15 protein-coding genes are annotated in these 17,390 nt (G+C 60.1%); 13 read left to right on the top strand and 2 right to left on the bottom strand.

Annotated features, from left to right (window positions below):
- Window positions 1-52 precede the first annotated feature (52 nt).
- The gene (gene luxS / locus G505_RS0118400) at window positions 53-562 is read left to right on the top strand and encodes an S-ribosylhomocysteine lyase (protein ID WP_028110866.1); all 510 of its coding nucleotides are present in this window, start codon (window positions 53-55) and stop codon (window positions 560-562) included.
- Between the two features lie 68 nt (window positions 563-630).
- On the opposite strand, the gene G505_RS0118395 is transcribed toward luxS, so the two are convergent.
- The gene (locus tag G505_RS0118395) at window positions 631-2,169 is read right to left on the bottom strand and encodes an MFS transporter (protein WP_028110865.1); all 1,539 of its coding nucleotides are present in this window, start codon (window positions 2,167-2,169) and stop codon (window positions 631-633) included.
- A 455-nt stretch (window positions 2,170-2,624) separates the two neighbouring features.
- On the opposite strand from G505_RS0118395, the gene G505_RS0118390 reads away from it, so the two are divergent.
- The 11 genes from G505_RS0118390 (at window position 2,625) to G505_RS0118340 (ending at window position 13,994) form a co-directional block, all read left to right on the top strand.
- Window positions 2,625-3,965: a Na(+)-translocating NADH-quinone reductase subunit A gene (locus G505_RS0118390; protein WP_028110864.1), complete on the top strand. Its 1,341-nt coding sequence runs from the start codon at window positions 2,625-2,627 to the stop codon at window positions 3,963-3,965.
- On the top strand, window positions 3,965-5,191 hold the full coding sequence (locus G505_RS0118385; protein ID WP_028110863.1) for an NADH:ubiquinone reductase (Na(+)-transporting) subunit B: 1,227 nt from the start codon (window positions 3,965-3,967) through the stop codon (window positions 5,189-5,191). The genes G505_RS0118390 and G505_RS0118385 overlap by 1 nt, the downstream gene beginning before the upstream one ends.
- Window positions 5,184-5,960, top strand: a complete 777-nt coding sequence (locus tag G505_RS0118380; RefSeq protein WP_028110862.1) for a Na(+)-translocating NADH-quinone reductase subunit C — start codon at window positions 5,184-5,186, stop codon at window positions 5,958-5,960. Before G505_RS0118385 ends, G505_RS0118380 begins: the two co-directional genes overlap by 8 nt.
- A complete protein-coding gene (locus G505_RS0118375; RefSeq protein WP_028110861.1) occupies window positions 5,960-6,589 on the top strand; it encodes an NADH:ubiquinone reductase (Na(+)-transporting) subunit D in 630 nt (209 codons plus the stop codon). The genes G505_RS0118380 and G505_RS0118375 overlap by 1 nt, the downstream gene beginning before the upstream one ends.
- Before the next feature lie 9 nt (window positions 6,590-6,598).
- Window positions 6,599-7,207: an NADH:ubiquinone reductase (Na(+)-transporting) subunit E gene (gene nqrE / locus G505_RS0118370; RefSeq protein WP_028110860.1), complete on the top strand. Its 609-nt coding sequence runs from the start codon at window positions 6,599-6,601 to the stop codon at window positions 7,205-7,207.
- Window positions 7,208-7,241: 34 nt separating this feature from the next.
- Complete coding sequence (nqrF, locus tag G505_RS0118365) at window positions 7,242-8,465, top strand: NADH:ubiquinone reductase (Na(+)-transporting) subunit F (RefSeq protein ID WP_028110859.1); 1,224 nt, start codon at window positions 7,242-7,244, stop codon at window positions 8,463-8,465.
- 13 nt (window positions 8,466-8,478) lie between these two features.
- Complete coding sequence (locus G505_RS0118360) at window positions 8,479-9,516, top strand: FAD:protein FMN transferase (protein ID WP_051216437.1); 1,038 nt, start codon at window positions 8,479-8,481, stop codon at window positions 9,514-9,516.
- Window positions 9,513-9,737, top strand: coding sequence for a (Na+)-NQR maturation NqrM (nqrM, locus tag G505_RS0118355; protein WP_028110857.1), 225 nt, complete (start codon window positions 9,513-9,515; stop codon window positions 9,735-9,737). The genes G505_RS0118360 and nqrM overlap by 4 nt, the downstream gene beginning before the upstream one ends.
- 426 nt (window positions 9,738-10,163) lie before the next feature.
- Window positions 10,164-12,167 (top strand): methyl-accepting chemotaxis protein, encoded by a 2,004-nt coding sequence (locus G505_RS0118350; RefSeq protein WP_028110856.1) that lies wholly within the window; start codon window positions 10,164-10,166, stop codon window positions 12,165-12,167.
- Between the two features lie 113 nt (window positions 12,168-12,280).
- Complete coding sequence (gene dinB, locus G505_RS0118345; RefSeq protein ID WP_281169902.1) at window positions 12,281-13,330, top strand: DNA polymerase IV; 1,050 nt, start codon at window positions 12,281-12,283, stop codon at window positions 13,328-13,330.
- 256 nt (window positions 13,331-13,586) lie between these two features.
- The gene (locus G505_RS0118340; RefSeq protein WP_028110854.1) at window positions 13,587-13,994 is read left to right on the top strand and encodes a hypothetical protein; all 408 of its coding nucleotides are present in this window, start codon (window positions 13,587-13,589) and stop codon (window positions 13,992-13,994) included.
- A gap of 75 nt (window positions 13,995-14,069) precedes the next feature.
- On the opposite strand, the gene G505_RS0118335 is transcribed toward G505_RS0118340, so the two are convergent.
- Window positions 14,070-15,527: an aminoacyl-histidine dipeptidase gene (locus G505_RS0118335; RefSeq protein WP_035385545.1), complete on the bottom strand. Its 1,458-nt coding sequence runs from the start codon at window positions 15,525-15,527 to the stop codon at window positions 14,070-14,072.
- A 120-nt stretch (window positions 15,528-15,647) separates the two neighbouring features.
- On the opposite strand from G505_RS0118335, the gene G505_RS0118330 reads away from it, so the two are divergent.
- Window positions 15,648-17,168 carry a M17 family metallopeptidase gene (locus G505_RS0118330; RefSeq protein ID WP_028110852.1) on the top strand — a complete coding sequence of 507 codons (1,521 nt, stop codon included), beginning with the start codon at window positions 15,648-15,650 and terminating at the stop codon, window positions 17,166-17,168.
- Window positions 17,169-17,390: the final 222 nt, after the last annotated feature.

Here is a 17,390-nt window from a genome sequence, read left to right as displayed (position 1 = left end):
AGCAACAGGGAGTATGGTTTAGCCGTATAGACGTATAGAAGGAAGCTTGCCCATGCCACTGCTCGACAGCTTTACCGTTGATCATACCCGAATGGAGGCACCCGCGGTTCGGGTGGCCAAAACCATGGCCACCCCAAAGGGAGACACCATCACTGTCTTCGATTTGAGATTCTGCGTACCCAATGTGGAGATCCTGTCCGAGCGGGGCATTCACACCCTGGAGCACCTGTTTGCCGGGTTTATGCGGGATCACCTCAACCGGGGTGAGCAGGAGATCATCGACATCTCCCCCATGGGGTGTCGCACCGGCTTCTACATGAGCCTGATTGGGACGCCCACCGAGCAACAGGTGGGGGAAGCCTGGCAGGCGAGCATGCAGGATGTGCTGGCGGTGGAGAGCCAGGAACAGATCCCTGAGCTCAATGAGTATCAGTGCGGCACCTATGAGATGCACTCCCTGGAGCAGGCCAAGGCCATTGCCGAGGACATCCTCAAGCGGGGGATCGGTGTCAACAAGAACGAGACTCTGACCCTGAGTGACGAGCAACTGGCCAAGCTGTAGGTTGCTGCAGAACACCAAAAGGGGAGCCGATAGGCTCCCCTTTTTCGTGACGGGCTCTGGGTTTGGCCTTAGGCCGCCGCCGCCTTCTGAATGCGGAAGACCATCTTGGCGTAGAGGTAGATGCCGACGGCGGAGATGGCGCCCACGGTGGCGATGATGTACCAGGCCAAGCCGATGTTGTTGGCCTGATACAGGGTCTGGGTCATCAGCTCCGGGGTGCTGTTGGCGAAGGCCACCAGACGGTCGAACGCTTCACCCTGGGGGATGCCGGCAATGGCGTCGCGGGCCATGCCCAGTTCCGCCAGATAATCCCGGGAGATGCGCTCCTTGGAGGCGAAGATGTCGTACAACCAGGGGGCGATGAAGCCCTCCAGGGTCCAGCCGATACCCTGGGGCAGCATCACGAAGCCCAGGTACATCGCCTTCTTGTCTGCGGGGGCAATGTTGCCCATGAACTCGCCCTTCTTCGGGCTGAGCAGCATCTCGCCCAGGCTGAACACCACGATGGAGACGATCATGAACCAGGCGCCAGGGGTAAAGCCCACCAGCAGCATGGCGCCGGTGCAGAACAGGGCGCCAGCCAGCATGGAGCTCATGATGCGGAAGCGGGCGGTGCCGGCGGCCACCAGGAAGCAGCAGGTGGCGATCATCACCGAGTTGATGCTCATCATGAAGTCGGGCATCACCTTGGTGCCCTCATGATTGAGGCCCATCAGACCGATCAGGAAGGGGTTCTGGGTACCGCCGGCGCCGAAGATGTCGGTGACGATGGTGGAGGTGTCCACCCACTCCTTGATGTGCACCGGCAGCACGTCGAACATGGCGTTAAACATGAACCAGAAGCCTGAGAAGGCAAACATGTAGCCGAACACCAGGGGCTTGCGGATCTCGTTGAGGGAGTCTTTCCAGAGTGCCTGTTGCTTGATCTGGCCGGCTTTCACCGCCGCCTTACGCTCGAGACGCTCCTGCTTGTCCGGCTCGGTGTACATCAGCAGAAACAGGAAGTTCAGCGAGATGATGGCGGCACAGGCGAAAAACAGGTGGTCCCAGGAGAGCTGACGCAGCTGCACCGCCACCAGGGGACCGAGGAAACCGCCAATGTTCACCAACTGGTAGAAGATGCCCCAGGCCATGGTGGTGGACTCCCGTGGCACCGCTTTTACCATGGTGCCCTGAATGCCCGGTTTGAAGATGCCGGTACCGAAGGCCAGGGTCATGGCGCCCAGGGTAAAGCCCAGGAAGCTGGGGAAGAACGCCATGATCAGGTAGGCGGCGATCTTGATGACCGTGGAGAGGGCGATGGTCTCCTTATAGCCGAGACGATCAGACAGGCCACCGGTGACGATGGGCACCGTGGTTTGGGTCAGGGCGAACACGAACATGATGATGCCGTAGTCGGTCATGGTGATCCCCAGACCGCCCTTGGACGCGGGATCGCTGGCATAGATGCCGGCAGTGGCCTTGACGCCGTAATAGGCCAAACGCTCGATGATCTCCATTCCGCCCACCAGCCAGAAAATGTATCCCAGCCCGGCGATGGAGGCCCACAGCCCTAGTTGTTTGACCTCTCTCAGGTCGTTCTCTTTATATTTGTCCAGCTGTTGCACCTGTTATCCCTGTGTGATGGATGTAAGGAAGGTGGCCCGACTCTACAGGATACCGGGGCGTCAACTCAAGTGGGGCACTTTTCCGTACAAATAACCACCGATGATATCACTGGCAAATTTGGAATAAGGGGGCTGGAAATCATGAGGAATATGTGAGAGGTGAACATGGTTAGTAAGGGATTTCACCTGTTTTCCGCCTGTTTAAGCAATTTTTGTTAATAGAAAGCCATTAATTGCAGCAATCGATCCATTCTATGGTTATTTTCGTAGCAGTAACGATGTGTTTGGGGTATGATTCGCCCCGAGACAGCGTGACATGGATCTCACTAATAGTCATTTTTATGCGGCGGTTCATGTCTGGCTGGTGAATTGCTATCGACGTCAACATGAATGGTCTCTCAGGCCCTGGAAATCGGGGTTTGAGGGCGAAGTCCCAGACAGCAGTGCAAATGAGTATGATTACAATAAAGAAAGGATTGGATCTCCCTATCGAAGGGAGACCGGAGCAGACAATCGGTGAAGGCCCCAAGGTCTCTCAGGTTGCGCTCCTGGGTGAAGAGTACCACGGTATGCGCCCCACCATGCAGATCAAGGAGGGGGAACGCGTTAAACGAGGCCAGGTACTGTTCGAGGACAAGAAAAACCCCGGCGTAAAGTACACCGCACCTGCCAGCGGTACCGTCAGTGCCATCCATCGTGGGGCCAAACGGGTACTGCAATCCGTGGTGATCGACATTGAGGGCGATGACAGCGTTCGCTTCGCCTCTTACTCCACCGACGAACTGGCCAACATCAGCCGCGACCGGGTTCAGGACAACCTGGTCAACAGCGGACTGTGGACCGCCTTCCGCACACGCCCCTTCAGCAAGGCGCCTGAGCTGAACAGCCAGCCCGCCGGCATCTTCGTCACCGCCATCGACACCAACCCTCTGGCTGCCGATCCCATGGTGGTGATAGAGGAAGCCTACGAGGCGTTCTGTCACGGCCTGACCGTTGTCGCCAAGCTGACCGACGGTAAGGTGTACCTGAATACCGGCGAAGCCCGGCTGGAAGTGCCTGAATCCGATCACCTGCAGGTGAGCCGGTTCAAGGGCCCTCATCCGGCAGGCCTGGCGGGTACCCACATTCATCACCTGCTGCCCGCGAGCCTGTCACGCACCGTCTGGCACATCGGCTATCAGGACATCATCGCCATCGGCAAGCTGTTTACCAGTGGTGAACTGGACAGCAGCCGGGTGATTGCTCTGGCCGGCCCGCGTGTGGCCAAGCCAAGATTGCTTCGCACCACCCTGGGGGCCAACCTGGCCCAGCTGACCGACGGTGAACTGACTGAGCAGCACAACCGCATCGTCTCCGGTTCGGTGCTCAGCGGTCATACCGCCAATGGCGCCCACGGCTTCCTGGGTCGTTTCCACAACCAGGTCAGTGTGCTGGAAGAGGGCGACGACAAGGAGCTGTTTGGCTGGCTCAAGCCTGGTGCCAACCAGTTCTCCGTTACCCGAGCTTTCCTGGCTCACCTGAGTCCGGGCAAGCTGTTCAACATGACCACCTCCACCGGCGGTTCCGACCGTGCCATGGTGCCTCTGGGCAACTATGAGCGGGTGATGCCCCTGGATATCCTGCCCACCATCCTGCTGCGCGACCTGATCTCCAATGACACTGACAACGCCCAGCGACTGGGGGCGCTGGAACTGGATGAAGAGGATCTGGCGCTGTGCACCTTCGTGTGCCCCGGCAAGTACGACTACGGAGTAGAGCTGCGTCGTTGTCTTGAGATCATCGAGAGGGAAGGCTGATGGGTCTGAAGAACTTTATTGAACAAATCGAGCCGCAGTTTGAAAAGGGCGGCAAGTACGAGAAGTGGTATGCCCTGTATGAGGCCGCAGCCACCATTCTCTACACCCCGGGTAAGACCACCAAGGGTGGCACCCATGTCCGCGACAACATCGACTTGAAGCGGATCATGATCACCGTATGGATATGCACCTTCCCCGCCATGTTCTTTGGCATGTACAACGTGGGCCTGCAGGCTCAGTTGGCCATGGCCGAAGGCTTTGCCCTGCCCGACATGTGGCAGGTGGGTCTGTTCCAGTTGCTCGGTGGTGAGCTGACCGGGTCTACCGGCATCGGCGGGCTGATGCTTTACGGCGCCTGCTTCTTCCTGCCCGTCTACGGCGTGACCTTCGCCGTCGGTGGCTTCTGGGAAGTGGTGTTTGCCAGTGTGCGCAAGCATGAGATCAACGAAGGCTTCTTCGTCACCTCGGTGCTGTTCGCCCTGACCCTGCCTGCGACCATTCCGCTGTGGCAGGTGGCCCTGGGGATCACCTTCGGTGTGGTGGTGGCCAAGGAGCTGTTTGGCGGCACCGGCCGTAACTTCATCAACCCAGCCCTGGCGGGTCGTGCCTTCCTGTTCTTCGCCTATCCGCTGAACATGTCCGGTGACTCCATCTGGCGCGCGGTGGACGGTTACACCGGCGCCACCTACCTGAGTCAGGCGGCCTCCGGTGCCAAGAGCTTTGCCGACTACGGCTGGTTTGACGCCTTCAGCGACCAGGCCTGGTGGGACTCCTTCTACGGCTTTATCGGTGGCTCCATGGGTGAAACCTCCACCCTGGCGCTGGCCATCGGCGGCCTGATCATCATCTATGCCCGCATCGCCTCCTGGCGCATCGTCGCTGGCACCATGGTGGGCATGATCGCCATGGCGTCTCTGCTGAACCTGGTGGGCAGCGACACCAACCCCATCATGAATATGCCCTGGACCTGGCACCTGGTACTGGGTGGCTTCGCCTTCGGCATGTTCTTTATGGCAACCGATCCGGTTTCCGCCTCCTTTACCGAGCGTGGCAAATGGGCCTACGGCCTCCTCATCGGTGTGATGGTGGTGCTGATCCGCGTGGTGAACCCCGCCTTCCCCGAGGGGATGATGCTGGCAATTCTGTTTGCCAACCTGTGGGCACCTTTGTTCGACCACTTCGTGGTTCAATCCAACATCAAGCGGAGGCTGGCACGCAATGGCTAAGAGCAACGACAGTTTTGGCAAGACTCTGGGCGTCGTCATCGGCCTGTGTCTGGTCTGTTCCCTGGTGGTTTCCACCGCTGCGGTGGCGTTAAAGCCCCTGCAGGAGAAAAACAAGGCCCAGGATACCCAGAAGTACATCCTGGAAGCCGCCAGCCTGGCGGACAAGGTCAACGGCGATGTGGCGTCTGTGTACAACCAGTACATTGAAGCCAAAGTGGTAGATCTGGCCACCGGTCAGTTTGACGACAGCATCGACGCGGCCTCCTTCGATCAGCGTAAGGCCGCCCGTGACACGGCTACCTCGGTGGTGCCCAAGAACGATGTGGCCTCCATCAAGCGCCGCGCCAATCAGGCGCTGGTGTACCTGGTGAAGAGCGACAATGGCGAGCTGGACAGCGTGATCCTGCCGGTCCATGGCTACGGCCTGTGGTCCACCATGTACGCCTTCCTGGCCCTGGAGCCGGACATGAACACCGTCAAGGCGATGGTCTACTACGACTTCTCCGACAGCGGCGAAACCCCCGGACTGGGTGGTGAGGTTCAAAACCCCAAGTGGAAGGCGCTGTGGGTAGGCAAGAAACTGTTTGATGACCAGGGGAATCAGAAGATCCGCGTCACCAAGATGCCCACCGACAAGCAACATGATGTGGACGCACTCTCCGGTGCGACCCTGACCGCCAACGGTGTTCAGTACACCCTGGACTTCTGGCTGGGCGAAGAGGGCTTCGGTCCCTTTATCGCCAACGCCCGTAAAGGAGGAATCCTGTAATGGCTGAGAAAACCATGAAGGACATTGTCCTCGGTCCGGTAATTGCCAATAACCCCATTGCCCTGAACGTTCTGGGCATCTGTTCGGCCCTGGCGATCACCTCCAAGATGGAGACCGCCCTGGTGATGTCCATCGCCCTGACCACGGTGTGTGCCTTCTCCAACCTGTTCATCTCCATGATGCGCAACCACATCCCCAACAGCGTGCGGATCATCGTGCAGATGACCGTCATCGCCTCTCTGGTGATTGTGGTGGACCAGGTGCTCAAGGCCTATGCCTACGACGTGGCCAAGCAGCTGACGGTGTTCGTCGGCCTGATCATCACCAACTGTATCGTCATGGGTCGCGCCGAAGCCTTCGCCATGAAGAGCCCACCGGTCCCCAGCTTCCTCGACGGCATCGGCAACGGTCTGGGCTACTCCGCCGTGCTGCTGGCCATCGGCTTTGTGCGTGAACTGTTTGGCTCCGGCACCCTGTTCGGTGTGGAGATCCTGGCCAAGGTGACCGACGGTGGCTGGTACGTTCCAAACGGCCTGCTGCTGCTGCCCCCCAGTGCCTTCTTCTTGATTGGCTTTATTATCTGGGGCATCCGGACCGCACGTCCGGAGCAGGTCGAACCTAAGGAGTAAGGAAGGGTTATGGAACATTACATCAGCCTGCTGGTGCGGGCTATCTTCATCGAAAACATGGCGCTCTCCTTCTTCCTGGGGATGTGTACCTTCCTGGCGGTGTCCAAGAAGGTGAAGACCGCCATGGGTCTGGGTGTGGCCGTTATCGTGGTACTGACTCTGGCAGTGCCCCTTAACCAGCTCATCTTCCAATTCGTTCTCAAGCCGGGAGCGCTCTCCTGGGTCGGCATGCCCGACTCCGACCTGAGCTTCCTCAACTTCATCACCTTCATTGGCGTGATTGCGGCGCTGGTACAGATCCTGGAGATGATCCTGGATAAGTTCTTCCCGCCCCTCTACAACGCCCTGGGGATCTTCCTGCCCCTGATTACGGTGAACTGTGCCATCTTCGGTGCCGTGTCCTTCATGGCCAACCGCGATTATGGCCACATCGAATCCGTGGTCTTCGGCCTGGGTGCCGGCGTGGGCTGGGCCATGGCCCTGGTGCTGCTGGCGGGTATCCGCGAGAAGATGAAGTACTCCGACGTGCCCGATGGATTGCGGGGTCTGGGTATCACCTTTGTGACCGCTGGCCTGATGGCCCTGGGCTTTATGTCATTTTCCGGAGTGTCGCTGTAAGCGGCGCCGAGAGTTGAAGTAAAAGGATGTGTCGATGGAAATTGTACTCGGCGTAACCATGTTTACCGCGATTGTGCTGGTGTTGGTTCTGGTGATTATGTTCGCCAAATCCAAGCTGGTCTCCAGTGGTGACGTGATGATTAAGATTAATGATGATGCCGATAAGAGCATCACCACCGGTGCCGGCGACAAGCTGCTGGGCGCCCTGGCCGGCAACGGCATCTTTATCTCCTCCGCCTGTGGTGGCGGCGGTTCCTGCGGCCAGTGTCGGGTGAAGGTGCATGAGGGGGGCGGTGAGATCCTGCCTACCGAGCTGGACCACATCTCTAAGCGTGAGGCCAAAGAGGGTTGTCGCCTTGCCTGCCAGGTGGCGGTAAAGAGCGACATGGATATCGAGCTGCCTGAAGAGGTGTTCGGCATCAAGAAGTGGGAGTGTGAGGTTATCTCCAACGATAACCAGGCCACCTTCATCAAGGAGCTGAAGCTCAAGGTGCCCGCCGGTGAGGTGGTGCCGTTCCGTGCCGGTGGTTACATCCAGATTGAAGCCCCTGCCCACCACGTGAACTACGCAGACTTCGACATTCCGGACGAGTACCGTGCCGACTGGGAGCGTTTCGGCTTCTTCAAGCTGGAGTCCAAGGTGGATGAAGAGACCATCCGTGCCTACTCCATGGCCAACTATCCGGAGGAGGAGGGCATCATCATGCTGAACGTGCGTATCGCCACGCCTCCGCCAAACAACCTGACCCTGCCTCCAGGCAAGATGTCCTCTTACATCTGGAGCCTCAAGGCGGGCGACAAGGTAACCATCTCCGGTCCGTTCGGCGAGTTCTTCGCCAAAGAGACCAAAAACGAGATGATTTTCATCGGTGGTGGTGCCGGTATGGCCCCGATGCGATCTCACATCTTTGATCAGTTGAAGCGACTGAACTCCGATCGTAAGATCAGCTTCTGGTACGGTGCCCGCTCCAAGCGTGAGATGTTCTATGTAGAGGACTTCGATGGCCTGGCGGCGGAGAATGACAACTTCGAGTGGCACGTGGCCCTGTCCGATCCTCAGCCTGAGGACAACTGGGAAGGTTACACCGGTTTCATTCACAACGTGCTGCTGGAAAACTATCTGAAGAATCACGAAGCGCCCGAAGATTGCGAGTTCTACATGTGTGGACCACCGGTGATGAACGCCGCGGTGATCAACATGCTCAAAGATCTGGGTGTGGAAGACGAAAACATCCTGTTGGATGACTTCGGCGGCTAACCTGAGAGGCTTCATGCTGTATCGAGCCCCTAAAACTGTATGGCTGGCCCTCATCGGGCTGGCCATTGTTCTCTCTGGCTGCACTCAGGCTCCCCGGGTGGAGTCTGTGTCCGGCCATACCATGGGCACCACCTATCACGTCAGTTGGGTGGACGGTCCTGACCATCACGACCCGCTGCTGCTGCAGGGGGAGATCGACCTGCGGCTTGGGCAGGTCAATCGCTCCATGTCCACCTGGAAGCGCAGCTCAGAAGTGAGTCGTTTCAACCGCATGAGCCGGGTAGGTGGCATGGAGATCAGCGCGGAGTTCGCCACCGTGCTGCTGGAAGCCAAGCGCCTGACCGAGATGACCGGGGGCGCCCTGGACGTGACCGTCGGCCCCCTGGTGAACCTCTGGGGCTTTGGTCCCGATGGTCGCATCGAGCATGCCCCGGACGAGGCGGAGATCGCCCGCATCAAAGGCGTGGTGGGTGACGACAAACTCTCGGTGAAGGGGCGTTGGCTGTTCAAGTCTGAGTCCGAACTCGAGGTGGACCTCTCCGCCATCGCCAAAGGCTATGGTGTGGATGTGGTCGCCGAGGTACTGGAGTCCCGCGGCATCCATAACTACCTGGTTGAGGTGGGAGGGGAGCTCCGGGTGAAGGGACTTAAGCCTGGGGATCAGCCCTGGCGTATTGCCATAGAGCAGCCGGATCCCATGGGCCGTGACGTGTTCAATGTGATTGAGCCCGGCAACAAGGCGGTGGCCACCTCCGGGGACTATCGCAACTTCTTCGAGGAGGACGGCGAGCAGTTCTCTCACATCATCGATCCGGCCACTGGCCGGCCGGTGAATCACCATGTAGTGTCGGCGACGGTGATCACCGACACCTGCATGACCGCCGATGGCCTGGCCACGGCGATGATGGTGATGGGAGTGGACAAGGGCCTGGCCCTGGCAAAAGAGAACGCCCTGGCGGTGATGCTGATAGAACGCAGCGAGGGCCAGTTCAAGGTGCATTACAGCCCAGCTTTCGAGCAGTATCTGGAGAGCAAGGAGACTCAGTCATGAACACCTTTATCGCCACCTTTTTTGTGATGGTGTCCCTGGTGGGGTTGATGGCCATCGGCTACATCATCAAGCGCAAAACCATCAGCGGCTCCTGCGGTGGCCTGGGTTCGGTCGGGGTCGACAAGGCCTGTGACTGCCCGGAACCCTGCGACCGTCGTAAGAAGAAAATGGCCGACGACGCCCGTCGCCAGAAACTGATGGAGCAACAGCGGATTCTCTGAATTCTGCCTGAGGCCAAATTCAGCGGGCTCCCCTGCCAAGGGGAGCCCGTTTTTTTATCTCTGCCTGCGAGACCGTCAGGCTGACTGCGCCTCCGGGGTGGATGGCGTGGGCGGTTTCCGTAGGGGGGCGGGTTTTCTCACTGGCGTTTTCTATAAACCATGTTTATTTATAAAAAGTTATAGTTAAAGTGCCGGGCGATTCGTTGATATTTCAACACGGTTACTTTGCTGAACCTGGTTTGAAGTTCGGCTGGTCGGTCGTCGTTGTGGCGATTGCTGCTGCTGTGCAGGCGCTCAGCCAGTGAAACTGAGCGTTTGTCTGGATAGGTCTGGTGGCCATCTTGAGAGCTTGTATCATCTTCAGTTTGGGTAATTTTGGCCGATAAGCAAAATACCTACGGGAAAACAATAATTTCAGGGAAGATTATGGACTGGTTCAGAGCTTCTTTAACCCGTCAGCTGGTGGGATCCATCGGCGGCGCACTCTTTCTGATTCTAACACTGATGACCATCTACCAGGTCAGCCAAACCCGCGAGGCGACCCGGCAGCAGGTGAGCCACGAGGTCGGCCAGCTGGTGTCCGACAAAGCCGGCAAGATTGCCGCCTTCTTCGAGGCCAAGGGGGCCATTGTCCAGTCGGTGTTTGCCAGTCCCCAGGTTCAGCGGTTCTTCGCCGACTACGACGACCGGGGCGGGGATCTGGCGCCGTTTGAAGACTATCCCCAGGTGACTCGCTACTTCCGGCACTTTTCCGATAAAGACAGCACCATCAAGAGTCTGTTTTTCGGCAGCGACGCCACCCACGAGTACTTTGATCTCAACGGCCGTTACTCGGACGATCCCAATTACTACACCAGCAAACGCCCCTGGTGGGGAGAGGCACTGGCCAAGAATCGCCTCTATGTCACCGAGCCGGCGGTCGACGCCAATGATGGCTCGGTGTCGGCCACGGTGAAACAGACGGTGTATGACGCCCAAGGCCGATTCCTGGGCATCGGCGGCATGGACATCCTCATCTCCACCATTGGAGAGACCCTGCTCTCCCAGGTGACCTACCAGGGCCAGGGGCAGGCGTTCCTGGTGACGGGCGACGGCAAATTGGTGTTTTTCCCGCTGTTTTCCCAGGCATTTCCTCCAGGGTCGATGTTGAGTGAGGTCGACAGTCAGTTTAGCGCCAGCCAGGGTTTTGCCACCCTGGCCAGAGAGATTCTGGCCCAGCCCGAAGGGCAGGGTGAGGTGCGGCTTCAGGGGCAGGATCAGCTGGTGGTGTGGCAGCCGGTGGACAGTGAGTTTCCCCAGCTGCACTGGAAGCTGGGATTGCTGCTGCCCACCAAGGTGGTCGGCGCCCGGGTGACCGAAGAGGCCTGGGCTACCGGCACCGTGTCGGTGATGCTGACCCTGCTGGTGTCTGCGGTGGTGTGGCTGCTGTTGCTGCCCTTCAGGTCGCAGATCCGGCGACTGGTGGCGGCCATGGAGACGATCGCCCAGGGGGACGGCGATCTCAGCCAGCGGATCAAGCTGAACCGTCGGGATGAACTGGGTCAGCTGGGCCGGGCGTTCAATCAGTTTGCCGATCGGGTACATCAACTGGTGAACCAGAGCAAGGGACTGACGGAATCGGTGTCCCACAGCAGTGCCCTGGCCACAGAGATCTGGGGGGAGACCCTGAGCTCCATGTCGGCCCAGAAAGGGGAGGTGGAACAAGCGTCCACCGCAACCAGTCAGATGGCGCAGACCAGCGCCGAGATGGCCAGCCAGGCGGCGCAGGTGGCCTCCCACGCCGACCAGGTGCATCAGCAGATGGGACAGGCAGGGAGCGCCATGGGGGAGGGCAAGGAGTCCCTGGCTCAGTTGGCGGGACAGATGCAGGAGTCCAGTGAACTGGTGTCCCGGCTCAGACAGAACGCCGATCAGATTGGAGAGGTGCTTAATGTGATCCGCACCATCGCCGAGCAGACCAACCTGCTGGCTCTGAATGCGGCCATCGAAGCTGCCCGGGCGGGCGAGCAGGGGCGGGGCTTTGCCGTGGTGGCGGATGAGGTACGCACCCTGGCCTCAAAGACTCAGGATTCCACCGCCAATATCCAGACCATCATCGCCGGGCTGCAGCAGGCCAGCATCGAGGCGGAGCAGGCGATGACCCAGAGCTGTGAGCAGTTGCAGCAGAGCCAGCAGCGCAGTGACCAGATCGTCGATACCCTGGACTTGGCCGGTCGGGCAGTGGCGGGGATTCAGCAGCAGGTGCAGGAGATGACTCAGGCCATTGCCCAGCAGGCCGGGGTGGCCGAGGAGATTGCCGCCACCGTTACCCGGGTGAATACCCTCTCCGATGACGCGGTCTCCCGGGGCGACCAGCTGGAGCGCAGTCTGGAGGAACTGGTTGAAGGGGGAAGCCAGTTGGCTCAGGGGCTGAACCGTTATCAGGTGTAGCCCGCCCCCCTGGCGATGACAGAAGGCGCCAGATGGCGCCTTATTTGATCTTTGGGCTTTTGGCGTTGGGGTGATATGATTTAACTGTTCATATATACAGTATTGGTGTGCGGGTGCAGCGCAAGATCATTCATATCGATATGGACTGCTTCTTTGCCGCGGTGGAGATGCGGGACAACCCCAGCTTGCGGGACAAGCCGATCGCCGTTGGTGGGCGTGCGTCCGGCCGTGGGGTGATCGCTACCTGCAACTACGCCGCCCGCGCCTATGGGGTACGCTCCGCCATGCCGACCCACAGGGCGCAGCAACTGTGTCCGGACCTGGTTCTGGTGCCTCATCGCATGTCGGTGTACAAGGCGGTGTCTGGGCAGATCCAGGCCATCTTTCGCAAGTACACCGAACTGGTGGAGCCCCTCTCTCTGGATGAAGCCTTCCTCGATGTGACCGGCAAGCCCCATTGTCAGGGCAGTGCCACCCGGATGGCCCAGGCGATACGGGCGGAGATCTTCGAGGCCACAGGCCTGACCGCCTCCGCCGGCATTGCGCCCAATAAGTTTCTGGCCAAGGTGGCCTCCGATGAAAACAAGCCCAACGGCCAGATGGTGATTCCCCCGGAGCGCACCGCCGAGTTCGCCGCCCGCCTGCCTCTGAAGAAGATCCCCGGGGTAGGCCCAAAAACCGCAGAGCGCCTCGCTCGTCGAGGCCTGCTCAAGGGGGAGGATGTCCTCGGCCTGTCGGAGGTGGATCTGGAGTCGATGATGGGCAAGTTTGGTCCGGTATTGTGGCGCCGCTGCCGCGGCATCGATGACCGTCCGGTGGAGCCCAGCCGCATCCGCAAATCCGTGGGGGTGGAAACCACCTTTGCCCGGGATCTGCCAGACCTGGCCGCCTGCCAGCGGCAGTTCGACACCCTGCTGCCGGAACTGGAGCGGCGCCTGAGTGCCAGCAAGCGGGGCATCAAGGGGCAGACGGTCAAGCTGAAATTTGCCGATTTTGAGCTGACGACGGTCACTCAGCAGAGCCAGCAGCTGGACCCGGAGCTGTTCCGCGCCCTGATGGGCATCGCCTTTCGCCGGGGTAATGGCCGCCAGGTCCGGCTGGTGGGGATCTCCGTGGAGCTGGCCGAGAACAAAGCCCTTCGCCAATTGCCCCTGCCTTTGTGACCGGAAGCTTGTTTGATCCCTGTCAAAACGATTAATAAAGCAACGAATTAATCTGGGGGTGAGCTTCCGAAAAATGTCCGCTAAAAACCCAGAGACGTTAGTGAAGCGGTTAGCCAGGTGTGTCCACTCTTTCTACCCCCAGACACAGCCATCCTGGCTCGGTGCAGAGCCTGACCCCCTATCGGCCACCTGGCCACTCAGCCTCTGCCGTCAGCCGGTGACCAGCAATCCGCCGGCGCAAGGAAGGAGGTTAAGGATGAGAACCCTTACCAAACAACTGTGCCTGGCTGCGGGTCTGATGACCCTGGTTGCCGGCGTCTGTTACGGCCTGGGATATGGCTTCTACCAACACAAACCCCTGCGCGATGCAGACTACTTCAGCCTCTATATCGGCGATAAGACCTTCTGTCGCACCGTCAACTACTACGACGACAAAGGGGATCAGAAGAAGGTGACTGCCCTGCTCAGCTACGCAGAGGAGAACGCCATGAGCTACCTGATGCGCCGCTTCGGCAAGGACAAGGGCTCTGCCATTGTCAAAGCCTGTGAGGTGGAGCGTCACGAGGCCCTTAGGGCCAACTGCCGCACCAACCCGGATGACCAGGTGGAGCTGGTGGTACTCGAGCTGAATAAGCCCCTGGTGAAACAGCAGAAGCTGATCTAGCTGTCATTAAAAAACGAAATGGGCATGAAAAAGCCGTCCTTGTGGACGGCTTTTCTTTTCCAAGACGCGGTGGTCTTAACGGTTGGGCACCGCCTTGAGCACCTCGGTCAGCAGTTGCCAGTACTTCTCCACGGTGGCGATCTCCACCTTCTCATCGGGGGAGTGGGGGAAGCGAATGGTGGGGCCGATGGAAACCATATCCAGCTTGGGGTAGGGCTTTTTGAACAAACCGCATTCCAGACCGGCGTGGATCACCATGATGTTAGGCAGGGCACCAAACTTCTGCTGATAGGTTTCACGGACCACCTGCATGATGGGGGACGCCGCGTCTGGCTTCCAGCCAGGGTAGGCGCCGGAGAGGCCCAGTTCGGCACCGGAGAGCTGAGCCAGTGCTTTGAGCATGTTCTCAACCATCTCCCGGCCACTGTCGATGGTGGAGCGGATCAGGCAGAGCACCTCCACCTTGTCGGCGTCGGTGGTGACCACGCCCATGTTCAGGGAGGTTTCCACCACGCCGTCGAACTCATCGCTCATGCGGATCACCCCATTGGGGGCGCCGTGCATCAGGGCCACCAGTTTCTGCTGGTCTGCGGCGGCGAACACCTGGGCAGGGGGCTGGGCGCTGTTCATGGTCAGGGACAGGCCGGGTTCCACGGCGGCCAGCTCATTTTCCAGGATGGCGCGGTAATCGCCGATGCGTTGCTCCAGCTGAGCCAGGTTGGCCTGCGGCAGACTGATGGTCATCCAGGCTTCCCGGGGGATGGCGTTACGCAGGGAACCGCCACGCAGCTCGGACAGACGCAGCCCCAGCTCTTCGCCATGACCAAACAGGAAACGGGCCAGCAGCTTGTTGGCGTTGCCCCGTCCAAGGTGGATGTCGCAGCCTGAGTGGCCGCCTTTGAGACCGGTCAGGGCGATCTCAACCGTGGTCATCCCTTCGGGCAGGGCTTCGTGGGCCACTGTCAGGGTCAGGGCCGCATCCACGCCGCCGGCGCAACCCATGTACACCTCGCCCTCCTCTTCGGAGTCGGTGTTGATCAGGATATCGCCGGTGAGTACGCCCGCCTCCAGGCCAAAGGCGCCGGTCATGCCCGCTTCTTCGTCGATGGTCAGCAGTACCTCGATGGGGCCATGCTCCAGATCATCCGCTTCCAGCACCGCCAGGGCGGAGGCCATGCCGATGCCGTTGTCGGCCCCCAGGGTGGTGCCTTCGGCGGTGACCCAGTCGCCGTCGATGTGGGCGCGGATGGGATCGCAGGCAAAGTCATGGTCGGTGTCGGAGTTTTTCTGAGGCACCATATCCAGGTGAGCCTGGAGGATCACCCCTTTGCGTTTCTCAAAGCCGGCGGTGGCGGGCTTGCGGATAATCAGGTTGCCTACCTGGTCCAGCAGGTTTTCCAGTCCACGAGACTGGGCCCAGGCCTGGATGTGGTCTCGCAGGGCAATCTCCTGCTTGGAGGGGTGGGGGATAGAGCAGATGGTGTCAAACCAGCGCCACAGGGGTTGTGGGCTGAGGGAGCTGATTGGCTGCACGAGCGGGTACTCCTGTATTCGCCTTTGTTTTAGTGTCGCGTCAGTCTACCACAGCGGGAAGTGGGCGACGTGCTATAGTGGCCGAACAAGGATTTTCCCGCGTAAAAGGAAGAGAACATCATGGCACAAGTGGAATTTTTTACTCCGGCCGAGGACGCCCAATTTGGTGAAGGTGGCTGGGATGCGCTGCTGGTGGTCAGCCAGGATTTTACCCTGGAAGCCAACCCGGAACTGGGTCAGCTGGTGGACCACGCCGCCTCGGTGGATCAGCGCATCGGCAAGGAACCGACCCTGTTGCTGGCACCGGGACTGGCGGGGGGGCGTCTGGTGTTGGCACCCACCGGCGACATCAGGGATGACTACGAGGATGTTCGCCGGGTGTATGAGGCGGCGGAAGAGGGAGCCAAGATGGCGTTTCGGTCCGGCGCCCGCGACATCTTGCTGTTGCTGGACCTGCCCGATGGCGACCCCCGTTATCTGAACGCCGCCGAGGTGGCGGCCCTGGGCTGTGGTCAGGGGCTCTATCTTAATCCGGACGTGGAAGATCAGCCCCGGGTGCGTATCGGCTTGATGAATGGCCAGGATGTGGCGCGTCTCAATGCGCTGGAGGCGGGCCGGATTGCCGCCCGGGATCTCTGCGGCGGCGACCCGGAGCAGATGGCGCCGCCTGCCTTCGCCGACTACTGTGTCGGTCTGTTTGCCGAGGAGCCGGTGGAGCTGACGGTGATCGACGATCAGGATCAACTGGTGAGGGAGTATCCCCTGCTCAGCGCCGTATCCCGCACCAGCTTCGCCGTTGCCCGCCATGCCGCCCGGGTGGTCCGGGTCGAGTACAACCCGGAAGGTGAGGTACACCAGACCTGGTTGATCGCTGGCAAAGGGGTCACCTTCGATACCGGCGGCGCCGATCTTAAGGTGGGGGGCGCCATGGCCGGCATGAGCCGGGACAAGGGCGGAGCGGCGGCCACGGTCGGCTTTATGAAGACGGTGGCCATGCTCAGACCCAAGGGGATCCGCATCATCGCCGAGATGGGCCTGGTGCGTAACGCCCTGGGCAGTGACGCCTTCGTACCCGATGAGATCATTACCTCCCACGCCGGGGCACGGGTGCGCATCGGCAACACCGATGCCGAAGGACGGCTGGTGCTGGCGGATCTGTTGTCACACCTTCGTCAGGATGCTCAGGGCGCGGTGTCGCCAAGGGTGTTCTCCATCGCCACACTCACCGGTCATGTGGTGCGCGCCTACGGCCCCTACACCGGAGTGGTGGAGAACAGTGTCGCCCGCCGAGGTCAGCAGGGGCAGTTGATGCAGCAGATTGGTGAGCGCTGGGGCGAACCGGTGGAGATCTCCACCCTGCGGCGTGAGGATTTTGCCCAGGTGGCGGGTCGCAGCGAGTCCGAGGATCTGCTCTCCTCCAACAATGGCGCGTCGGTGAACATCAGCCGGGGCCATCAGTTTCCCCAGGCGTTCCTGCTTAAGGCGTCGGGGCTGGATAAGCACCAGCTGGCCAGTGACAGCCCCATTCCCTACCTGCATCTGGACATCGCCGCCACCGCGGTGGAGAAACGGGATCCCCTCTACGGCAAACCCAGCGCCCGGCCGGTGGCGACTCTGCTGGCGATGATGGAGGAGCTGTAATCCCCGCAAGAGTGGGAGGCCTGCGGGCCTCCCTGTTCATCGGGCCCGCGGCACGGGCTCAGGGGAACAGCACCAGCTTGTCTACATGTGGCTTACCGGGGAACGCCTCCTGGGCCTGATGAATCTCCGACAGGGGCGCTCCTGGTGACCTGTGGAAGTTGTTCCCCCTCCTCTATATAAGGTAACAGAGCCTCGAGCAGCTCTTAGGGCTGGCCGGTGTTG

The organism is Ferrimonas futtsuensis DSM 18154 (assembly GCF_000422645.1).
Classification (GTDB): Bacteria; Pseudomonadota; Gammaproteobacteria; order Enterobacterales; family Shewanellaceae; genus Ferrimonas; species Ferrimonas futtsuensis.
The sequence above is the reverse complement of the archived record's forward strand: the minus strand, read 5'-3'. Positions and strand labels throughout refer to the sequence as shown.

What these genes read in the sequence shown, in the direction of transcription:
- luxS (WP_028110866.1), top strand. Translation starts at nt 53, where the DNA reads ATGCCACTGCTCGACAGCTTTACCGTTGATCATACCCGAATGGAGGCA.
- G505_RS0118390 (WP_028110864.1), top strand. Translation starts at nt 2,625, where the DNA reads ATGATTACAATAAAGAAAGGATTGGATCTCCCTATCGAAGGGAGACCG.
- G505_RS0118385 (WP_028110863.1), top strand. Translation starts at nt 3,965, where the DNA reads ATGGGTCTGAAGAACTTTATTGAACAAATCGAGCCGCAGTTTGAAAAG.
- G505_RS0118380 (WP_028110862.1), top strand. Translation starts at nt 5,184, where the DNA reads ATGGCTAAGAGCAACGACAGTTTTGGCAAGACTCTGGGCGTCGTCATC.
- G505_RS0118375 (WP_028110861.1), top strand. Translation starts at nt 5,960, where the DNA reads ATGGCTGAGAAAACCATGAAGGACATTGTCCTCGGTCCGGTAATTGCC.
- nqrE (WP_028110860.1), top strand. Translation starts at nt 6,599, where the DNA reads ATGGAACATTACATCAGCCTGCTGGTGCGGGCTATCTTCATCGAAAAC.
- nqrF (WP_028110859.1), top strand. Translation starts at nt 7,242, where the DNA reads ATGGAAATTGTACTCGGCGTAACCATGTTTACCGCGATTGTGCTGGTG.
- G505_RS0118360 (WP_051216437.1), top strand. Translation starts at nt 8,479, where the DNA reads ATGCTGTATCGAGCCCCTAAAACTGTATGGCTGGCCCTCATCGGGCTG.
- nqrM (WP_028110857.1), top strand. Translation starts at nt 9,513, where the DNA reads ATGAACACCTTTATCGCCACCTTTTTTGTGATGGTGTCCCTGGTGGGG.
- G505_RS0118350 (WP_028110856.1), top strand. Translation starts at nt 10,164, where the DNA reads ATGGACTGGTTCAGAGCTTCTTTAACCCGTCAGCTGGTGGGATCCATC.
- G505_RS0118340 (WP_028110854.1), top strand. Translation starts at nt 13,587, where the DNA reads ATGAGAACCCTTACCAAACAACTGTGCCTGGCTGCGGGTCTGATGACC.
- G505_RS0118330 (WP_028110852.1), top strand. Translation starts at nt 15,648, where the DNA reads ATGGCACAAGTGGAATTTTTTACTCCGGCCGAGGACGCCCAATTTGGT.